This is a genomic window from Dyadobacter crusticola DSM 16708 (assembly GCF_000701505.1).
GTDB classification, from domain to species: Bacteria; Bacteroidota; Bacteroidia; order Cytophagales; family Spirosomataceae; genus Dyadobacter; species Dyadobacter crusticola.
Map to the genome: position 1 here is coordinate 147,038 of NZ_KL370787.1, position 17,818 is coordinate 164,855.

Consider the following 17,818-nt stretch of genomic DNA (forward strand, 5'->3'; position numbering starts at 1 on the left):
ATCAGTCCGTTTTGTAGGTGTCAATGAAGGCCCGACTGCTGTTATTTTGATCTCCTTCAATTCTACTCACATTGCCAGCAATTCCTTAATCATGTTGTCCTTGGCGTTTCTAACCATTTCAGACTTGCTATAACAACGTCGCTTCCAAGACCATTTACTCCATCAATACCGGCAGGCCAATGATGTTAATACGGTCCACTCGGTTTACCTAGGACCATTCCCCCGTTTTGGAATTGGCTGAGACCTCTCGATCGAGGTAGTTGTATACTCTCCGCAAGCCCCGTCAGCATAATACTCAGTGTAGGTACTGACAATCACGTAATAAATCCCACTATCAGTTCTAGATTTGTTCACCAACTCTCGGCGGATTAGCATTCCAGCAGGTTTACAGCCCTCTACCGGCTCATCCTCTTCATTATAGTCTGGGAATGGCACATCTGAACATAGATTTGCGGCCTGGATTGACATCTCAATTGAATCAACATCCAGGTCATATTCAACCTGCGATATAACCGCGGCGCTTGCGAGAGGGTGTTTAACCATCCCAGAAAAGTCGAAATCACTACCACAGCACATACCGAGTTCCACTGGTGTAAAGTATTTGATGTTTTTCACCGTCTTTGTGCGAGTAGGCCTTTCAATAAGGAGGTCACCTTCTTCAATTTCTTTTGGAGGCTCTTTCAAGGGAGATAGCATCCCATAGTGAAAGCTGCAATTGTATCTTCCAAAGTCAAAGAATAGCCTCGTAGCAGAAAGGCAGCCGTTCATTACCCGCTGTCCCGAAACAGGAACCCAGCCCAATTCTATACCCGTTGTACTCAGGTAATTTGTTACGTGAGCAAGCGCCCAGCCCTGCTCAGGGAAAGTGTCCGGTCTATTAATTAACCCAAGCCAGTCAGTCACAAATAGGCTTACGCTCTTGAAGTCAGTCGTCTTCTCTCCTTTGTCGGTTTTCGGAACGCATGAATCAGAATAGAACATGTAGGCGCCAGAAAACTCACGTGTTGGTTTATAAGATTCGGGAACCGCCAATTCTGACTTTGAATTATAAGCGGCTTCGTTCAAATTCCATGTCACGCCCTCTATTCCTTTTAATTGCTCGGTCTGATACCAATACTGCTTTTTACCATCAATAGCCTCAGCATGCCTATCTTCGGTCAGATCTAATGTGACTGGTGCTGGCTCGTAAGAAAGATGTGGGAAGTAAGAAATGTGTTCAATCTGAATTTTACCTTCAGGATTGATAAACCAATGTGCGTTGTAGATGAGCTTCAATTCATTCAAGACATCTCTGAGCGTAACCATGCCGGTAATCGCTGCTGTGCTTGCTCCTGGGCGCTTAGCATCAGACATTTGCATCACCACTACATCTTTCAGGTAGTTGTATTTACCTGTCACCGGGTTAATTTCCGCGCTTAAAAATTGAGAAAGTTCCGGTAAAGTTATTTCTGCTATGTCTTCCTCAGCCGTGCCTTTCAGTGACTCCTTGACTAGATAGAAAACGCCGTTATTAAAGCTAAATCCGCGCCAATAAATGTCTGACTCATTTGGATTGTACTGTGCAGTCTTTGGCGTAATCTGGTGAAAGTGAATAGCTTGACCAAATGATTTCTTACCGCTGTTTGGTCGGTAGGCCTTTTTATAATCTAGCCAGTTGATTTCCTTATGCCAATTCGAAAAGATTGCGCTATAGTCATCTCGGGTCTGTACTTTTTTGATTGTGGCCTGTAAATTGTCTTCATCCCATTCAATATCCATCACGTTGAAGTATCCCTGCCAGAATAGCTCCGTGCCGCTGGAGCATGTTCGTTCAATGAATAGAGCTATTTCTTGACAACATTCAACAGCGAAGATTTTCGCATCCCTCAAAAAGTGATAGTCATCTCCGGCAACTACCAACGATCCAACAAATTTCTCGCGAAAAAACACTTCGCCCTCTTCTCTTGCAACAATAATTTTACCAATTGCCTTTGGCTGGATTGTTGCCGTTCTTGTAGCGTAGCTGAACTTATAAATAAATGCCATTTTTGTGTAGTTTAAATGCTTGTCTTATATGATTTAAATGGAACCGAGGATTGGCTTGAAAAGGTTGTCCATACACAGAAAGGACACTAAATAATATCAATTTGGAATTTCCCCGTGGATATGGTATCCTTACCTGTACACCAGAGTTTATGAGAATGAGATATTTACTTTTTTTCAGCCTATTGATTTCCAGCTGCGGCGGAAAATCATCTGAGGTAAGTCCCGAGGCGAAATTTTGCTGGGATTGCACTTTCACTGTCAGCACCCAGGGACACACCGGAAGTAGCAAAAGCACATATTGCAATTTGACCAAGTCCCAGATGGAGGAAGCTAAGAAGCAGGGAATTTCGCAGGCCAGCGGTGGAGGGATGACTGCTACGGGAACATGCATTAAACAATAGCGATACTTGATCGCAACCTGCTCAAAGTTTCCAGGGCTACTCACTACCCTCATCAATGCTTATACCGGTCCTTCCTGACCTCCAATGTCAAGCGCAACCCGCTTTTTGGTAATGGGATCCTCCACAATCCAGGGAACAGAGGAGGCATCTACCGGTAATTTCATTTCCTCAACTGTTAGAATCCTATAAACTTGATCTGAATCAGACACTAATTGTACACTATTTCTATTTTCCATGGTATTGAATTTAAATTGAGTTGTTACGATGATATTTAGTTTCATAGAGCTCTGAAAAGACGGATAACAGCCCGTACTTGCCTGCATCGACACAGTGCCCATTTCGTTCATATTGCACCTTGGTTTTCGGGTCAGTTGCTTTTTCCTTGACAAAGCCGCCGTTTGGGCTCTCGATAGTTTCCTGCAGATCCTTGATGAATTTCGGGCATCTTATTTCGTCGATCCATATCTCTATTGGCAGGTATCCTCCAAAAATGTCATTCAAAAACTTCCGTAGAAACTCATTGAAGAACTGCTTCTTGTAAACCCGGTCAGATTTAGAGTGGATATACTTTTCAAGCGCCTGACGGACCGCGTTAAATGCTTTTCTTTCGCCAAAGCCCGGAATACGGTTCTCCCCTGATGCGTCACCGCAGTAACTAACCGGTACTGGCCCATAGACTGCCGGGTACTTCTTAATCCACTCCTTACAAACAGCCTCTGCCGTATTATGTGGATGCGACAAACAAAACTCGTCATAGAACCTAACTCGGTACCCTTGCTGCCCACCAACACTGGCTTCTTCAACTTGAAAACAAAGCAGCGTCATATAGGGCCAAACATTGAAATCAAATGTTAAATAACTCGGCATTCCCGGTAAATATGGCACTTGCCTGACATGGGTAGTATAATTGAAATTATAAATCCACTCGTGCCCGTTTGATTCAACATACTCCCAATCACCGTCCACGAAACGCTGATAGTTGATTGGCGTCATATTCGTTTTGAGCGATTCCAGGTACGAACTCGGCACAAAAGGATTATCGGTGACTTTAGCTTGTATATACTTCCATGTTTCCGGTAATGTCCCGTCGACAAACCGGTCGTATATCCTGGTTTTAACCCAGTTTTTAGTAGGATTACACGTACCCAAGACGAGCGGGCGGGGTTTCCTCCCGAAGGTGTTCGGTTCAGCATTCAGCCACGAACCGGCCCGCTCAAAACATTTATCCAACGTCTGCTCCTGAAACTCCGAAAGCTCATCTAGTCCGAAGCCATTCACCTCAAGTCCGTGGAAACGGGTCAAGTCTTTATCCTGGTTGAACGATTCCGGAAAGAGCTGAACCACGGACCCATTATCAAAGGTATATGTCAACTCGGCTTTGTTTCTCGCAACAATGTGCTTACTGTATTCCGGTTTTGAATAAATGTAATTGACGGATGGGACCAAGTTGCTTGTAATCTTTGGCCTGTCAGCCCTCATAATTACCCAACGGCTATTAGGATAGGTTTTCGCTAGCTCTGCCATCACAATCGCCAGCCAGATAGTCTTTGCCCCCCGGATCGCGCCACCATACAGCAGAAACGTCACCTTTGTAGAGGCTAACACTTCAATCGCTTCAAGCTGCTTATTGGTTATCTGCACCGATCTCTAAAATTTTAATTTCGTTTGTTTTCGGATCAATCACACTGAACGGTGTAGATCTTGGTAGAGATGAACTACCACCACCTTGATACAAAGCATGCCTTTCACATGCTGCCTGATCAATCTTATTGAGCTCCTTAATCGCTTCCATATCCCCTTGCGCGGCCTTGAGAAGAAGCTGGGTAGCTGCTACTTTGGCTGCGCCTTCGTTGAGTGTTAATGTGCGCTCCATCATTGTGATCTCTCCATCCTCATCTTCCATTTCAACCCTGATGGTAAACTTCTTTTTACTTTGAAGCTCACGGACCCAATGCGTTAAACCCTTCATCCTGCCTTTGGGATTTCCGGACTCTCCCTTTTCCCAGGATCTTAACGTCCCCCCATTCTTTCCCGGATTTGGTTTCATTCTTGCAGTGTTAAACAGTGTTTAAAAGGGCCTGTATATAATTGAGCATCCCCTCGATTCAAAATGACCCAGACGTCTGCCTGCCCGCAGCCCTTCTGCGTCGTTCAGTGTCATCATTTGCATCCGTAATAGAGGTTTCTCGGCCTCTAAACCGGTCTACAAATCGGCGGATAGCTCTACCCGCTCTTCTTAATAAGTCTCTAACCGTTGTATCTGTTTAGGGTGAATAATTAAAATCCTATCAGGTCGTCTATATTTTTAGGCTTACGGAAAGGCTTTGGCTTTTTGATCTTTTTAGGGGTTAACTCAATCCCCATCTTTCGGGCCAATGCCTCTCCGTTAATGTATTGATCGTCCAACAGGGACAACGAGTTGATTTTCCTTAGAAACTCGTTTCGCTGATCTTCATCTGCGAAATAAACCGCGAACCAAAACTCCGAATTGGTGTTTGTCGCCTTCTCGGACTTCTCACCCTTCGACCGGTCTTTGAAGGCCTTTAACGTTTCGCTGATTTCCTGATTGGCGACATGCTCTGCGCTCTGCTGCTCAGCCCTCTTTTTTGGTTTCAAATTCATGTCAAATAATCCCATAATGCTCATAGCGTTTAAGTTCCAAATCGATCAAAGGGAATATTTCCTTGACTTTCTGGAAATCACCGGGGAAGTGTTCCTTTAAACCGGCCAAAAATCGAAAGTCCCAACCATCGAACGACCTACCCCAAATTTGATAATCAACAGGGAGCCTTATTCCAGAAGCCCTAATTTCATTTACCACTTCTTCATTTGTCCAGTCAAAGACCGGAAAGAATTGCTTCCGTTTTTTGTTTTCGGGACCGAACCTAATAATGGAGGTTCTTCTATTCAATGAGTCGCTCATACGGTTACCAACAGCTACATACGTATCCTGACTGATTCCTAAATCCATCTTTGCCAGGGAGAAAATATCATCGTAACCGGCTTCATACAGGTCAGCATCGTATATCGCGTCCAGATTACCCGGCGATTGGTACATAAAGCAATTCAATTGTCGGTAAAGGCTGGGGTTCGGGAACTGTTGAATCCTTATTCCCAACGTCTTCTCATAATACTCGATCTGAACTCGCTGGAATTCGAGTCCAGGGGCCATATACAGGAACACAGGATAGACTTTCGTGAAGTGCTTCTGCATCTGGATCCAGCCAGCAATACTATCCTTCCCCATTGAAAAAGATAATACGCCAATGCCGCCGCTTTGCTTTGCAATTCGTTTGCAGAGTTGATCTGAATCTTCTAAAAGTCTAGCGTCTGTTATCATGGCTTTGTCGTTGCAGGAGCTGGATTCGAACCAGCGATCTCTTGGAGGTTAACCAAGCGAGATGTCCAGCTTCTCTATCCCGCGGTTGGTTTTCTTAGATTTCCTCCTTACCTGGATTAATATGGCTTAAAAAAGGTTTCAATTCCATGGCCATTACTTCCGGCATCTCTACATGCGCTTCTTTTTGCTTGAAGAACCCGGTACGGTTCCGAAGCCAAATGATAATCGCATTTACATCTGCTGGAATATGCCGCCTAATCTCAACTGGCTTCATTTCTGTGCCGTTCTCAGCCGTCTCTATCTCGACCAGGCCTTTCTCAATCTGTTCATATCCCGTAGCACGCTTAAACAAGCTGTGAGCCACTTTCGCATCAGCTACTGTTTTGCCTTGCTTCATGCGTTTTGAGAATTCACCATGCTGACTTTTCCAATTATTGAGCGTTGCTTCGGATACGTCAAATACGAAAGCGAGATCAGCATCAGTGAGCCCTACACAGCACAGCCGATAGGTTAAATCAGGGTGCAATTCTGGCTTAAAATTAGAGGGCCTGCCGCTCGGACGTCCTAAATCTCGCTCTTTTTTCATCTATTTTCTAGTACAACTTCCTACTAATGAATAAAATACATTTTATTGAGACTACCAAACTTTTGACACTAAAAATATCACCCTTTAGATATTTTCAAAATCATAGATTTTTTTCTTAATCCTCAAACCTACGAATCGGAAACGAACCGGTTTCCTTTTGTATCTGAATCACACGGTCCATCACTCCATCATCACTGAGCATCTCCACGGTATTGGCAAAGCCAAGGATTGTTGCAACGTCGTCACTAAAAATCGTTACCTCACCGGTTTTTTTACATTTTCTGAACCGAACAGGTCTCCCCATGTAATTATCAAGATAAACCGTACTTTGATCGGTTTGCGCTATAATGATCATAGTTAATATTTGTTTAAATGGTGTTCAATGATTCCCGCAATTCTGTAACCTGTCGTATGAAAAGAGCCCTATTTCCTTGTTTGCTGCGACCGGTGAACGCCTGGATGTAATTAAGCCTTCCAGTTAAGAATAATTGGATATCACAAACACGGTCATAAGGTTTATCCATTGCTAGCGTCGTTAATGTTATTTTTTGCTCCATGGCTGTTTGTGGAAGTTTGAAAAGCCAATCCCAATGCTCCTCAAGGTCGAAAGCAAATGCCTCCGATTCCCAACTATCTGACTGTTCAGGTAAAAGACTCGTCGTAGCAAAATCTGGAGCCGGAGAAGGATCCACGTGGCTGACAATTTCCGGAGGCGAGATAACGGCAATCTCTTGAACAACAGGTGTAGCAATACGTTCCAGATAGTCGGCCATGTCCAGTCCTTCGATCCGCTCGTCATCGGTTGCAACCTTCTCTAGTATTTCTGACACCTTAAAATCAGCCACATGCTTGAACTTCTCGGCCTTTTCTGACCACTTATGAAACGCTTTGCCTGATGGTGATAGATCAGGATATAGAATCACTTTCCGGCCTTTCAGCGCACTTATTCGGTTTTCCGTAAAGTAGTCGAGTGCACCCATAGCCAGACACAAAAATTTCGGGAAAAAGGGTGTTGCAATAATTGCGGTTTTTGGGCTTTCGAAAAGAGCGATAGGCTTTCCCGGATACCTGTCCAATAAGTGTTCACCGAACAGGCAATCTACCCTCATATCTTGATTTTCGTATCCTTCTAACCACTCGGTGTCTTTTGGTACGAGCTTATGTATCCAAACAGTCCGACTATCCCCATTAATTTTCACCGTGTGCCCGGATTCGTCAAACTGCTTCACTTGGCCGGCTCGTATGTTCCCTTTTTGACTAACAAACCAAAACACAGCGGAGCCCGGCCATACGTCGTGATTCCCGATCAAATACTCCCTTCTCAATGACTTGACAACATCAGACGAGAAAAGCCTTGCTAAATGTTTGATCAGTGTATTTTCCTCACTTTGAAAGTAAGTGCTTTTCAGCAACTCTCTGGGCAGATTGACAACGGGTTTTACTGGCTGTTGTTTTCTAATAGGTGCCGGAACGAACCCGTCTGGTTTATCTTCTCTTCCAAAGCCATCTTTGTAGGGGTTAAGATGATACCCGCATGAATCAGCACGGTTGCAGCGCCCATAATTCTCGGGTAATTCCTGTCCAGTCTCAACGTCGATGTATGGTGCAAAACTTTTCCGGGCTCCGCAGGATGGGCAAGTGATCCGATCAGACGGCGTCTTGTATTTTTTTAGCGTGTACTGATATTCTGCGGTGTTTGTCATATCCTGATTCCCACTTGGAGTGGGGTAATTTGTTGATTCTTGGTTTCAGGCTGAGGTAAGGGTAATTCCCCTATATATATAAGGGGTAATTTACCCCGACCTTACAGGGTAGCGGTACCCCGAATTACCCCAAATTACCCCGCTCGTTATTTAGGTAATATAGATCGCCCTCATGCTTTAAGATATCCTGGGCCTCCCCGATTTTGAGATAGTTCTTTGCGGTCCTGTCGCTATTGATTTTGTTCACTTTCATTATCGCTTTGACGGCGTCATTATGTCTGTATCCGGTTGGCTCTGCAAGCGCAGCCACCAGGGCCGCTCTGGCCTTCTCAATTTGCTTTTCATCCCGTTCCGCATCTCTGTCGGGCGCGTCGACTTGTATGTGATATCCTTTGTCACTGTCATATTTGAAGCATATTGGATCGAAATCACCAGCCTTTCGAGTGGCCTTTCCTCGCAGTATTGAGATTCCGTCGCGTGCCTCGATGGTAAGTATACCATAGCATTTTCGTTGCAGGTAGCTGCCAAAATGCCCTCGTTCCTTATCTCCGCCAGGGTTGGTATGCACTACGATAATCACTGCACAGTTGAACCGTATCGCAAGGTGTGTGAAGTATTCAATTATTTCCGCAGATTTTTCTTCATCGTTCGCTGACCGTATGTAGTCCGCCCCACCATCAATAAAAATTGAATGGATCCCGCTAAATTCCTGGGCGGCTGATTCGCATATCTCATTGGTCACATCCCGATATTCATTCATTGATAGCTGCCTGATATTATAGCACAAGAAGTTGTTCGGGGTAGCCCGCAATCCGGCACGCCGTAATGTTGTTTTGATGTTGTATTGTTGGTCATACTCCGATTGTTCCGTATCCATGACGACGACCGCCAGCCCCGCGGGATTTGGTTTGACTTGAATCGCGGGGAAACCATCAATATCACCAAATTTTGAGATAGCCCCAGCAGCCAGCACGCTGCTCACAGCCGTCTTTCCTGCTTTGGGAGGTGCGCTAATTCCTGTTATATTCCCTGGGCTTGCCACGCCTTGGTCATTCCAGGTTATAATGGGCTCTGTGTTTGGGTATGTTTTTTCTGCTGTTACCCGTAAATGCTCATATTTGCTAAGTGCATTTCCTAATAGATCAGTCTGCTCCCGCTCAATCGATTCTAAAAAATCATTCACCGGCAGCCTCCTTTCCGAACTGGTAGTACCAGTCATAAAATTGCTGGAAGGTCTTTGTAATCAAATAGATACCTCCTGCCGTCTCGACTTCTTTCTGGTACTCGCTTTGCCCATTGCTTTGGCGATCATTTCCTATTTTTACTTCGATTTTTACCGATCGGCCCCTTATGGTCGCGGAGATATCCGCTGAGCCAATTCTGGCACTTGACTTGATTCGTGTGACGCTGCCGATGATCTTACGCCTACCGATACCATCAGTGATGATTTTGCGCGTGTCTAGGATTCTACCCTCCACGGATATACGTTCAGCCTGATGGCCGTTCAACTCCAGCCATTTGATTATCGATCTGGTAAGATCATTTGCTGTTTTGTCACGATAGCGGGGCTTAGGAATGGCGTTCTCTGGAACATTCGGACTTTTAAGCTTCAATGCCTCAAAGGCCGTTGAATTCAAGCGGGTTAACGCCGAATTTACTTTAAAAGTTAACTCCTTTTTCGTACCTTCGTCTCGCCCAAAGATCTCCGGTTCGATGTATGTTTTCGACATGCTCGGACCGGTTTATTTTTTTGAATAAATTTTGCCCTCCGCCATGTATACCTCCAGCTCAGACCTCAAAAAGTATAACTTTCCAAATCGCTTACGCCTAGGAAGGCGATCCCCTTTCTGATAGATGGTTTGCTCCGAAATGTTAAGAAACTTCGCAGCTCCTTTAATATCCAGAATTTCTTCTTTCGCAACCGGCGCTGGGCCATTCTGGGCCTCAATGATTCGGCGAATCTCTTGAACCTCTCGGAGTAGTGAACCAACAGCCTGAGGTAATAAATCAAATGTGATTGTTTGTTGCATTACTTCACCATTTTGTTTGATGAGGCAATGTTAATAGGTGCATAACAGGTGCATCTATAAGTGCACGCACCTATTGATGCACCTTAATTATGTCAGCAAAATCATCTCGCGCCAAATCCTCGAAGCGTTTGGAGTCATACCGTGGTTTCTGACCTCCAAGTAAACCATTTATTGCGTTCTCAATATCATTGGCATTATTCCCAATTGCCTTCTTGAGATGTTTACAGTAATCTATTTTAGTGCTGTTCGGGTGCTGTCTCTCAATGAATCGGATGAAACCCACATGTTCAAGCATTGCTATCTTATAGGGTAAGTTGCCATCAGTTAACTTCCTAACCAATGCCCGATTTTGGTCGCTTGATAAGGATTTGGTTTTCTCTAAGGTAAAGAAATTATTCTCTTTGAGTGACTGCCAAAGTTTTGAAAACTTAGTATCGTCCTGCTCTGGGGCAACATCTCTGTCAGTTAATACTTCGCGCGGAAGTAGTTGGGTTGGCCCCCCAAGAGAATACTTCCAGAACATTCTTTTAACGCAGTTAATTAGAGGAGCAACATCATAGAGCAACTGAAATGCACTTGAAAGTTTTTCAACTTTATGCTCTTCCGCTTTACGTGTGGCCTTGCCTATATGATTTAGGACATAAGGAAAGAATTGCAGTAAATTAAAATACTTTTCCTCTAAAAGAGGAAGGTTTAATTTGGTTAGAATAGCGGCACCCCGTATTTGTTTTTTGCTATCAGCCTCCTCGAACTCTACTTCTAGCTCATAGATCACTTTCTTTATCAACGCCGGAACAAAGCGTCCGGGGGCACGGGCTTTGAAATCCGCATCGCGCTTCTCGATCTTCTCTAATACATCTAAAAAAGTCTCGATATCAGGAATCGAAGTATCCATGATCCGATTGTAGACAGGGATGTTAAACTTTTCCCAAAGTCGCTCCTCAGAAGCGATTGTATGAAGTTTACTCAATCCTGAGGATTTGATTTCCGATAAGAGTTCCTCTTCGTACACAAGGAAAGCCATCACTGGATCCGCTGGTTTTAATAGATCAAATGCGTAAGAAGCATATCTCATTTCCTATCGTGTTTATTTCGTCTACGGTTTATGACTTGCTGCTGGGTATCTTCCTTGCGTTAATCGCAAGTGGTGTAAAGATCAGATGAGCGCTTTCAAATATTTTTTGGTTTTCTCGTCATCAAAAGATCCCAGGTACGCCTCTGTAGTTTTAATATTTGCGTGACCAAGTGCCTGGCTGATGAATGCAATTGGAGCCTCAGACTGCAAAAGGATGGTGCTAAAACTATGGCGGGCCGCATACGTGTTGACATCACCAGTTATTTCTAATTGTTTCGCGATTCCCCTCATGTATTGATTTGTAATCTTTATAACCTGCTGGATCGTCTTTTTCTGCTGTTCAACATCCATGCCCTCCTTCAAAATATCGAACAGAAAAGAAGATGGCCTAGAACTTTGCGTTTTCCAGCGATCTATGACCTCCTCACTAAATGGAATCAAATTAATCCGAATCCGCTTCGAGCCTCCCTTCGTAGCTCTTGCAGTCTTTTGCCGGACAAAGCTGATTTGGTTAGTTTCAAGATCCAGGTCTGCCACTTTCAATTTCAGTATATCAGCGAAGTTCATACCATTGCTCAAATAAGAGAACACCCACAGGTCCCTGGCGCGCTGCTCAAATCCTGGCTTGCATGGATAGTTGATGATTTTCATTACATCCTCCTTCTTTAAAGCCTTTTTGATATTGGCGCCTGCGGGAATGATGTACCTATTCTTCCCAAATGGATAGCATGCCCTATCTACGTGGCCGGCTTCAATTGCGTCGTTGTAAACACTCCTCAAATGGCGGCAATAGATTCCGACAGTCGTTAAAGATGCAGGGGTGTCCATATTCGGGATCTCGCCAGGCTGGACTTTCTTCTTTTGCGCCTTTCCGTGAACAAGCATCCACTGCTCGTAGACTTTCAGGAAGTCCTTTGTGATATGTTCGAACCTTAAAATAGGCGGCTGTTCCGCTGGCACATTGCGCTTCGGTACGGGTGAATAGTTTAAGAATTCAACTTTGTCCTCATCAGACATGGAATTAATGAAACGAAGTAGGGATTTACCAACAAGCTCATAATTCAGCGCGTTACCCAGCCTGGATTCTCGCCTCATGAGAGCCGCCTTTTCATTGAGTGCCGCCAGTACATTGGTATTGTCTACGTTTTTATTTTCCTCCGGTGTTTCATCTAAAAAGCTTTCTCGAAAAGCCTCAAAGCTAAATGGGGAAATACTGCTTGCTAGATGGGTGGCTTTATCTATGTACGGACGAAGCTTGTTGTATAGTAAGCGTATCTCCTCAGCTACCCTTTCGTTTCCGGTTTCGTGGTATTTAACAAGTCGCTCAAAATCCTTCTCTGAAATCAAAACCCCATTCTTAATGGGGAACGCGAAACGCCTCTGCGTTCTTTCGTGAGTTATCCGTAACTTGACAGAAACGAGGTTCGACTTAGTACGCTCAAAGGAAAGTTTGACAGAAGCTATTTTCTTATTCATATGCAGAGAAGCTCCCAGACTAATATGTGAAGTGTCGCCTACGAACTAGCCTACAATACTAATAAAAACTCAGCAAACAGACAATAAGCATTGATAACTAATATTCATTTATATAACTCATTACTAGCGCTTTGTTAAAGAGAGAGCAAGAATTAATTACCCAGTAGATAAACAAAGTTCACGACTCATAATCAGTAGGTGCCTGGTTCGATTCCAGGTGGGCCCACATTGATAATCAAGGACTTACGAGGTGAAACTTGCGAGTCCTTTTTTTATTTGCAAACATTTTGTGCATAATGCACCTTGTGTTCCAGACTCTTACCAAACTCGAAAACGGTGAGTTCCCTGGTTCTATGCAATGAATCTCACCCTCCGATGCGCGACTTAGCGCGCTGCATTAAGACAAAAAAAGGAAGCTAGCGCGGACTCGAGCCATCCTCCAATGTCCCGTATAGCCTCGCTTCTCCTGAAAAGCAAGAATAATTAGCTGCGGTCTGATTCCAAATTCGAGGCATTTGACAATTTAACTTGCTCGTTATAAGCTACTGGCATTGGATACCAGCCTTTAATGGAATTCATCTCTTATCAAATACTCATAGTGCCTCGGAGCTTGCAAGGAAAGGTTTGTAGAATATTATCTATTTTCGATAATGCAAATCCAAATCTGAGCCCACAAAGTGACACGCTATACTTTCCATATCATTTCACTGTTCTTTTTTATATTCCTTTTGCCGAGCTATGTCAGAAGCCAACAACACAAGTCAGCTGAGGGGGCAGACACTTTTCAAATCTCACGATTCACCGACGACGAGGGACTTCCTCAAAACAGTGTTAAATCGATCAACCAGGACATGATGGGAAATATCTGGATGGCCACTGAACGGGGACTAAGCCGTTATGATGGCCGAAAGTTCGTTAACTTCCAGAATTTTGGCAGTTCGTTTGCCGGAAATAACATCAGAGGCTTTTTTTTACATCCATCGAATCCATCCCGTGACTTACTGGCACTTACACACGACGAAAGGTGGATCAGGATTAAATCCGGAAAGGCGACAATTGATTCAACTCTGAAGAGTTTGCCTCTTGTCACCCTGCCTGAGGATACGTTGAAGCCCGTACCTGTTAGAATCGAAACGCTTCCGTTTCCCTATGAGACCAGCATACAGGATCTGATACACAGGGTCGTTGCGACCTACCCTGGTAAAAACGGTGTCCATTTTACTTATAATGGCCAGTCTGTGGATGTGTACCGCAAAAGCACACTGCAAAGGCGGTTCGTGTTGAAGGACAAGTCATTCTTTCGGTTTTTCCAGCTCGGGAGAGACTTTTATTACCTGGATCACGATGCGCTTGCATTTCGCTTCGGCGAAAGGGGAAACAGCGCCGAAATGGTCTCCGTGAAGGGGATCCATGCGCCAGATAGGAAAGGTGCCCCTGCATTCGAGATTTATTGGAATAACGCTGCCGGTCAGGTGTTCCTGGCTAGCCGAAAGAGCCTTACATGCTTTCTGTAGGAACGGATGGAGCATTACATGCCGATCAACTCCTGAAAGGCTTCGACCTCCGGGAACATTCGATCATAAGCGTCTTTTATGAACAGAAAGCCGGCCACCTTTTTCTTGGAAGTCACACGAATGGCCTTTATGTAATTAAAAGACGCGTATTTCAACCAATGACTTCGGAATTGTCTAACAACGTATTCTACGGTCAGACGTTGGCGGACGGCAATTCCATTGTGACTGCCACGGGCATCCGGTTTTCCCGCGACCCGAAAACCGGCCAAGCAATTTCCAAACGGCTGCCTGCTATTGCAAAGGCGAACAGTTGGGGTGGATACAGCGTGATAAAAGACCGGGTCGGACATTTTTGGACTAAAAAAGCAGGGACACTATTCTGCTTAGACAGTACCGGAGTAAAAAAACTTAAAAGCTGGACCCTTAGTGGTCCTATAACCCTGCTTTATCAGGATACACAAGACCGGATATGGATGGGCACCAATAATCTCGGCTTGTATTACATAGATCCTTTTGCAGATCAGCCAGTGCCGCGGCAATTCGAGACCAGTAAGCTCCGAGACATCTCCTGGTTGGAGCGCCAGCATGAGGACTGGCTTTGGATCGGAACAGGATATGGACTTTTTAAACTGGATTTACGCAACGGGAAGCTGACTAAAATTGAAGAGCTTCACGATTTTTACATACGCAGCATTCATGTTCCGCAGGTAGGTGAAGAAGTATGGATTACCACCTATGCGGATGGCTTTTTCCTTCTCAAAAACGGAAAGCTGACCAGATTTCCGCTCGACAAAGACGGCTACCTGGCCAGCTCACATTGCATTTTTGAGGATCGAAACGGTTTTTTTTGGGTAACTACCAATAAAGGGCTCTTTCAAATCCAAAGGGCCGATCTGCTGAAATATGCCGCCAAGCCCTTCCCGATCTATTACCACTACTACTCCAAAGGGGCGGGCTTTAACACCAACGAATTCAATGGGGGTTGTCAGCCGTGTGCTGTAAGAATGGAAAACGGCTTCATCTCGCTACCTTCAATTAACGGACTTGTTTGGTTTGCACCAGAACAGATCAAACCCGAAGTGCCAAGCCAGCCAATCAACATCGACGAGCTAATCGTGGACAATAAGCTGGTCGCACTGGATAAAAGGGAAGTTATTGTACCGGCCGGCAGGCCCCAAATGGACGTTAAAATCAACACGGCCTATTTCGGCGACCCCTACAACCTGCACCTTTCCTACCGGGTGTACAAGGATGAAAAACCGTTGACGCAGTGGAAAGATATTGACAGAACCTTGAAGTTTTCGATCCCTTTTACAGGCGGCGGCAGCTACCGGCTTTGTATCCGCAAGATCACAGGGTTTGGCCATAAAAACCAGCTCTACAAGAATATAACTCTACAAGTAGAAAAGCAGTGGTTTGAAACCTGGCTATTTTTTATCAGCATGGTCTTTGCAACAGTTTTGTTGATAGCAATAGCCGTGCGAATGCGTCTGCATCGAGTACAGATGCGCAACCACGAGCTCGAAAAACAAATCGGCGAGCGCACCAGCGAGCTTCAGGTCGCCTTGGTCGAACTTGAATCATCCCAAAGTCAGCTTTTGAAGCAAATTCACCTGCAATCACACATGATGGCTTCCATAGCCCACGACGTCCGTACGCCTTTACACGCAGCAATTCAGGTCAGCCAACATATGAAAAAGCTCATCCGCCAAAACCAGAATGAGCATGCACTCGCAATGGCTGAAAATATTCAAGATGTGATGGTTCGCGTCAAGGACACATTGGAAAGTTTACTCACCTACGTAAAGCTAGCCATTTACAAGCGGGAAATGAAGAAGGACTTAGTCGACCTGCATCAACTGCTCGAGCGCAATTTCAAGCTCTATGCCAACAGTGGCAAAATTCATCCAAATACATTCATTAACGAAATCCCTGTTGGCACGATGTCAAGGAGCGTTCCGCAGCTACTGGATATCGTGGTTCATAATATTGTGGATAACGCAAACAAGTACACCGATGCTGGCACAGTCAGAGCCTATATTCAGCATGCCCCAGCTTCGATAATATTGGTCATTGAGGACTCAGGCTACGGCATTCCAGTTCCCGCCATGGAATGGCTGAATGCTACTGAGGCATCTACACTACCAGTTGCCAGTACCGGGATTGGCCTAGTGATCATCAAGGAGCTCGCCCCGTTTGCCGTGAACAATCTTCATGTGAAACTACTTAGTCCGGGAACAGCATTTTACCTTGACTTAGCTACAGGGGAATAAGACATATGCCGTTAATAGTACTGTCCTTTCTCTTTTGCTTTTTTCTCGAGGTCAAACAGGCTGGTTGCGCCCAGTTTCGAGAAAATACGGGATTTGAACGTGCTGATCGTATTAGCCCGCAAATTGAGCGCAAGGGCAATTTCTTTGATCCACTTCCCCTCCAATAACAGATGCATAACCTGTTTTTCCCGCGCTGAAAGGTGAACATTAGCCGATCCCTTGCCCGTTTCATGCCCGCCTGAAAACACTACCATCAATTGTCGCTGCACATCCGCGCTTACATAGCGCTTACCATTAAGAACCATTTCTACCGCTCTTGTAGCCTCCACAGGATCGACTGACTTTTCGAGATAGCCATCCGCTCCGGCAATTATGTAGTCCATTGCGATTTGACGTTCATCCGCGGCTGAACAAATCAAAATACGTACATCCCTGCGTTCGGCCCGAATCTGTTTCACCATATCAATACCTGTACCTCCGGGAATATCGATATCAAGAATAATTAGCGAAATATCTGGATCGGAAAAGTAGCGAACCGCATTATAGTAGTTATCTGCTTCTAAAAACTCAATGTTATTACATAAGTCTTCTAGAATGAATTTTATGCTGTTGCGGATCATAAAATGATCATCGACAATTAATGCTCTCACTTAGTCTGTTGATGGTACAAAGGTGTTACTGATAAAGACAATTATGCGATTTACTTGCAAATCTACTCTAAAGGGGATATCAGCCGCATGACATAAGCCACTTCTCACGTCAACCTAACATGTTACTCATTTGCATTTTCACTTTTAGCTGTGGTATGCTGGCAATACCCAGCTTCTTGAAGATAATCCTTTTGTAATTACTGACGGTATTGGGACTAAGCCCAACAGTCTGGGCGATCTCGCTTCGTGACCTTGTCGAGACTAGTAATTTGGCAATCAATGTTTGCTTCGCTGTGAGCCCGATGGTGTCCGAAGTACTGCTTAGTTGGGAAAGTAAAAGCTGCTCTATATCACTGCTTACATATTTGGTATTCGGATTAAGGGCCGAGGTGATCACGGCGTCCTGAACTTCGGAGGATGTTGCCCGTTTAGAAACGAAGGCAGTGACTCCAAGACGAATATAAAAGTAGATGTCCAGCAACTGGTCACCCAAATCTACCAGTATGCCTAGTTCAGGAAAATCGTTTTTAATGGTCTTGATTAAATGGACGCTCTTGCTATCGCGGGTGGATACCGCATCTAGCACCAAAATTTTAAAATCGTGTTGGTAGATGATTTCTCCTGCCCGTTGAAGGGAGTTTACCTCGAAGAAGGTGCCCAGCGGAAGCCTGGCTGCAACCACAGACTGCAGGCCTAAAGAGAAAACATGATTGCTTGTAACAATTAATGCATTCATCTAGATAAA

17 protein-coding genes and 1 tRNA gene are annotated in these 17,818 nt (G+C 44.7%); 2 read left to right on the forward strand and 16 right to left on the reverse strand.

Translation table 11 applies throughout. The annotated features are described in order from the left end of the window. Positions 1-204 precede the first annotated feature (204 nt). The 14 genes from Q369_RS0125365 to Q369_RS0125440 form a co-directional block, all read right to left on the reverse strand. Positions 205-2,025 carry a hypothetical protein gene (locus Q369_RS0125365; RefSeq protein WP_031530520.1) on the reverse strand — a complete coding sequence of 607 codons (1,821 nt, stop codon included), beginning with the start codon at positions 2,023-2,025 and terminating at the stop codon, positions 205-207. Positions 2,026-2,672: 647 nt separating this feature from the next. Beyond that, complete coding sequence (locus Q369_RS0125380) at positions 2,673-4,067, reverse strand: hypothetical protein (protein WP_031530522.1); 1,395 nt, start codon at positions 4,065-4,067, stop codon at positions 2,673-2,675. After that, positions 4,051-4,473, reverse strand: coding sequence for a DUF5681 domain-containing protein (locus Q369_RS0125385; protein ID WP_031530523.1), 423 nt, complete (start codon positions 4,471-4,473; stop codon positions 4,051-4,053). Before Q369_RS0125385 ends, Q369_RS0125380 begins: the two co-directional genes overlap by 17 nt. Before the next feature lie 230 nt (positions 4,474-4,703). Continuing rightward, positions 4,704-5,063, reverse strand: coding sequence for a hypothetical protein (locus Q369_RS28620; RefSeq protein ID WP_157488317.1), 360 nt, complete (start codon positions 5,061-5,063; stop codon positions 4,704-4,706). After that, entirely contained in the window at positions 5,050-5,766 is a 717-nt protein-coding gene (locus tag Q369_RS28940) for a phosphoadenosine phosphosulfate reductase domain-containing protein (protein WP_084165856.1), read from the reverse strand. Before Q369_RS28940 ends, Q369_RS28620 begins: the two co-directional genes overlap by 14 nt. A gap of 10 nt (positions 5,767-5,776) precedes the next feature. After that, positions 5,777-5,850, reverse strand: a tRNA-Val gene (locus Q369_RS0125400). Between the two features lie 10 nt (positions 5,851-5,860). Continuing rightward, the gene (locus Q369_RS0125405) at positions 5,861-6,352 is read right to left on the reverse strand and encodes a hypothetical protein (protein WP_051664288.1); all 492 of its coding nucleotides are present in this window, start codon (positions 6,350-6,352) and stop codon (positions 5,861-5,863) included. 115 nt (positions 6,353-6,467) lie between these two features. After that, on the reverse strand, positions 6,468-6,707 hold the full coding sequence (locus Q369_RS0125410) for a hypothetical protein (protein WP_031530527.1): 240 nt from the start codon (positions 6,705-6,707) through the stop codon (positions 6,468-6,470). A 13-nt stretch (positions 6,708-6,720) separates the two neighbouring features. Further along, positions 6,721-8,055 carry a DUF6371 domain-containing protein gene (locus tag Q369_RS0125415; RefSeq protein ID WP_031530528.1) on the reverse strand — a complete coding sequence of 445 codons (1,335 nt, stop codon included), beginning with the start codon at positions 8,053-8,055 and terminating at the stop codon, positions 6,721-6,723. A 124-nt stretch (positions 8,056-8,179) separates the two neighbouring features. Further along, complete coding sequence (locus Q369_RS0125420) at positions 8,180-9,274, reverse strand: AAA family ATPase (RefSeq protein WP_084165857.1); 1,095 nt, start codon at positions 9,272-9,274, stop codon at positions 8,180-8,182. Continuing rightward, on the reverse strand, positions 9,231-9,785 hold the full coding sequence (locus Q369_RS0125425) for a CYTH domain-containing protein (RefSeq protein ID WP_031530530.1): 555 nt from the start codon (positions 9,783-9,785) through the stop codon (positions 9,231-9,233). Before Q369_RS0125425 ends, Q369_RS0125420 begins: the two co-directional genes overlap by 44 nt. A 12-nt stretch (positions 9,786-9,797) precedes the next feature. Beyond that, positions 9,798-10,085, reverse strand: coding sequence for a helix-turn-helix domain-containing protein (locus Q369_RS0125430; RefSeq protein WP_051664289.1), 288 nt, complete (start codon positions 10,083-10,085; stop codon positions 9,798-9,800). A 70-nt stretch (positions 10,086-10,155) separates the two neighbouring features. Beyond that, positions 10,156-11,160: a hypothetical protein gene (locus Q369_RS0125435; RefSeq protein ID WP_157488318.1), complete on the reverse strand. Its 1,005-nt coding sequence runs from the start codon at positions 11,158-11,160 to the stop codon at positions 10,156-10,158. 81 nt (positions 11,161-11,241) lie between these two features. Then, a complete protein-coding gene (locus Q369_RS0125440) occupies positions 11,242-12,636 on the reverse strand; it encodes a site-specific integrase (protein WP_031530533.1) in 1,395 nt (464 codons plus the stop codon). Between the two features lie 677 nt (positions 12,637-13,313). Between Q369_RS0125440 and Q369_RS0125445 the strand changes: the two genes are divergently transcribed. Together Q369_RS0125445 and Q369_RS0125450 are read left to right on the forward strand one after the other, a co-directional pair. Next, positions 13,314-14,150, forward strand: a complete 837-nt coding sequence (locus Q369_RS0125445) for a hypothetical protein (protein WP_031530534.1) — start codon at positions 13,314-13,316, stop codon at positions 14,148-14,150. Beyond that, positions 14,138-16,423, forward strand: a complete 2,286-nt coding sequence (locus Q369_RS0125450) for a sensor histidine kinase (RefSeq protein WP_031530535.1) — start codon at positions 14,138-14,140, stop codon at positions 16,421-16,423. The genes Q369_RS0125445 and Q369_RS0125450 overlap by 13 nt, the downstream gene beginning before the upstream one ends. Before the next feature lie 11 nt (positions 16,424-16,434). Here Q369_RS0125450 and Q369_RS0125455 read toward each other — a convergent pair whose 3' ends face one another. Both Q369_RS0125455 and Q369_RS0125460 read right to left on the reverse strand, forming a co-directional pair. Next, on the reverse strand, positions 16,435-17,073 hold the full coding sequence (locus tag Q369_RS0125455; RefSeq protein ID WP_157488319.1) for a response regulator transcription factor: 639 nt from the start codon (positions 17,071-17,073) through the stop codon (positions 16,435-16,437). A gap of 109 nt (positions 17,074-17,182) precedes the next feature. Then, positions 17,183-17,809, reverse strand: coding sequence for a DNA-binding response regulator (locus Q369_RS0125460; RefSeq protein WP_031530537.1), 627 nt, complete (start codon positions 17,807-17,809; stop codon positions 17,183-17,185). Positions 17,810-17,818 lie beyond the last annotated feature (9 nt).

Excerpts from the sequence above, each read along its gene's own strand:
- Q369_RS28940 (WP_084165856.1), bottom strand. The coding sequence starts at position 5,766 with ATGATAACAGACGCTAGACTTTTAGAAGATTCAGATCAACTCTGCAAA.
- Q369_RS0125420 (WP_084165857.1), bottom strand. The coding sequence starts at position 9,274 with ATGACTGGTACTACCAGTTCGGAAAGGAGGCTGCCGGTGAATGATTTT.
- Q369_RS28620 (WP_157488317.1), bottom strand. The coding sequence starts at position 5,063 with ATGGGATTATTTGACATGAATTTGAAACCAAAAAAGAGGGCTGAGCAG.
- Q369_RS0125460 (WP_031530537.1), bottom strand. The coding sequence starts at position 17,809 with ATGAATGCATTAATTGTTACAAGCAATCATGTTTTCTCTTTAGGCCTG.
- Q369_RS0125410 (WP_031530527.1), bottom strand. The coding sequence starts at position 6,707 with ATGATCATTATAGCGCAAACCGATCAAAGTACGGTTTATCTTGATAAT.
- Q369_RS0125365 (WP_031530520.1), bottom strand. The coding sequence starts at position 2,025 with ATGGCATTTATTTATAAGTTCAGCTACGCTACAAGAACGGCAACAATC.
- Q369_RS0125415 (WP_031530528.1), bottom strand. The coding sequence starts at position 8,055 with ATGACAAACACCGCAGAATATCAGTACACGCTAAAAAAATACAAGACG.
- Q369_RS0125385 (WP_031530523.1), bottom strand. The coding sequence starts at position 4,473 with ATGAAACCAAATCCGGGAAAGAATGGGGGGACGTTAAGATCCTGGGAA.
- Q369_RS0125425 (WP_031530530.1), bottom strand. The coding sequence starts at position 9,785 with ATGTCGAAAACATACATCGAACCGGAGATCTTTGGGCGAGACGAAGGT.
- Q369_RS0125450 (WP_031530535.1), top strand. The coding sequence starts at position 14,138 with ATGCTTTCTGTAGGAACGGATGGAGCATTACATGCCGATCAACTCCTG.
- Q369_RS0125405 (WP_051664288.1), bottom strand. The coding sequence starts at position 6,352 with ATGAAAAAAGAGCGAGATTTAGGACGTCCGAGCGGCAGGCCCTCTAAT.
- Q369_RS0125440 (WP_031530533.1), bottom strand. The coding sequence starts at position 12,636 with ATGAATAAGAAAATAGCTTCTGTCAAACTTTCCTTTGAGCGTACTAAG.
- Q369_RS0125435 (WP_157488318.1), bottom strand. The coding sequence starts at position 11,160 with ATGAGATATGCTTCTTACGCATTTGATCTATTAAAACCAGCGGATCCA.
- Q369_RS0125430 (WP_051664289.1), bottom strand. The coding sequence starts at position 10,085 with ATGCAACAAACAATCACATTTGATTTATTACCTCAGGCTGTTGGTTCA.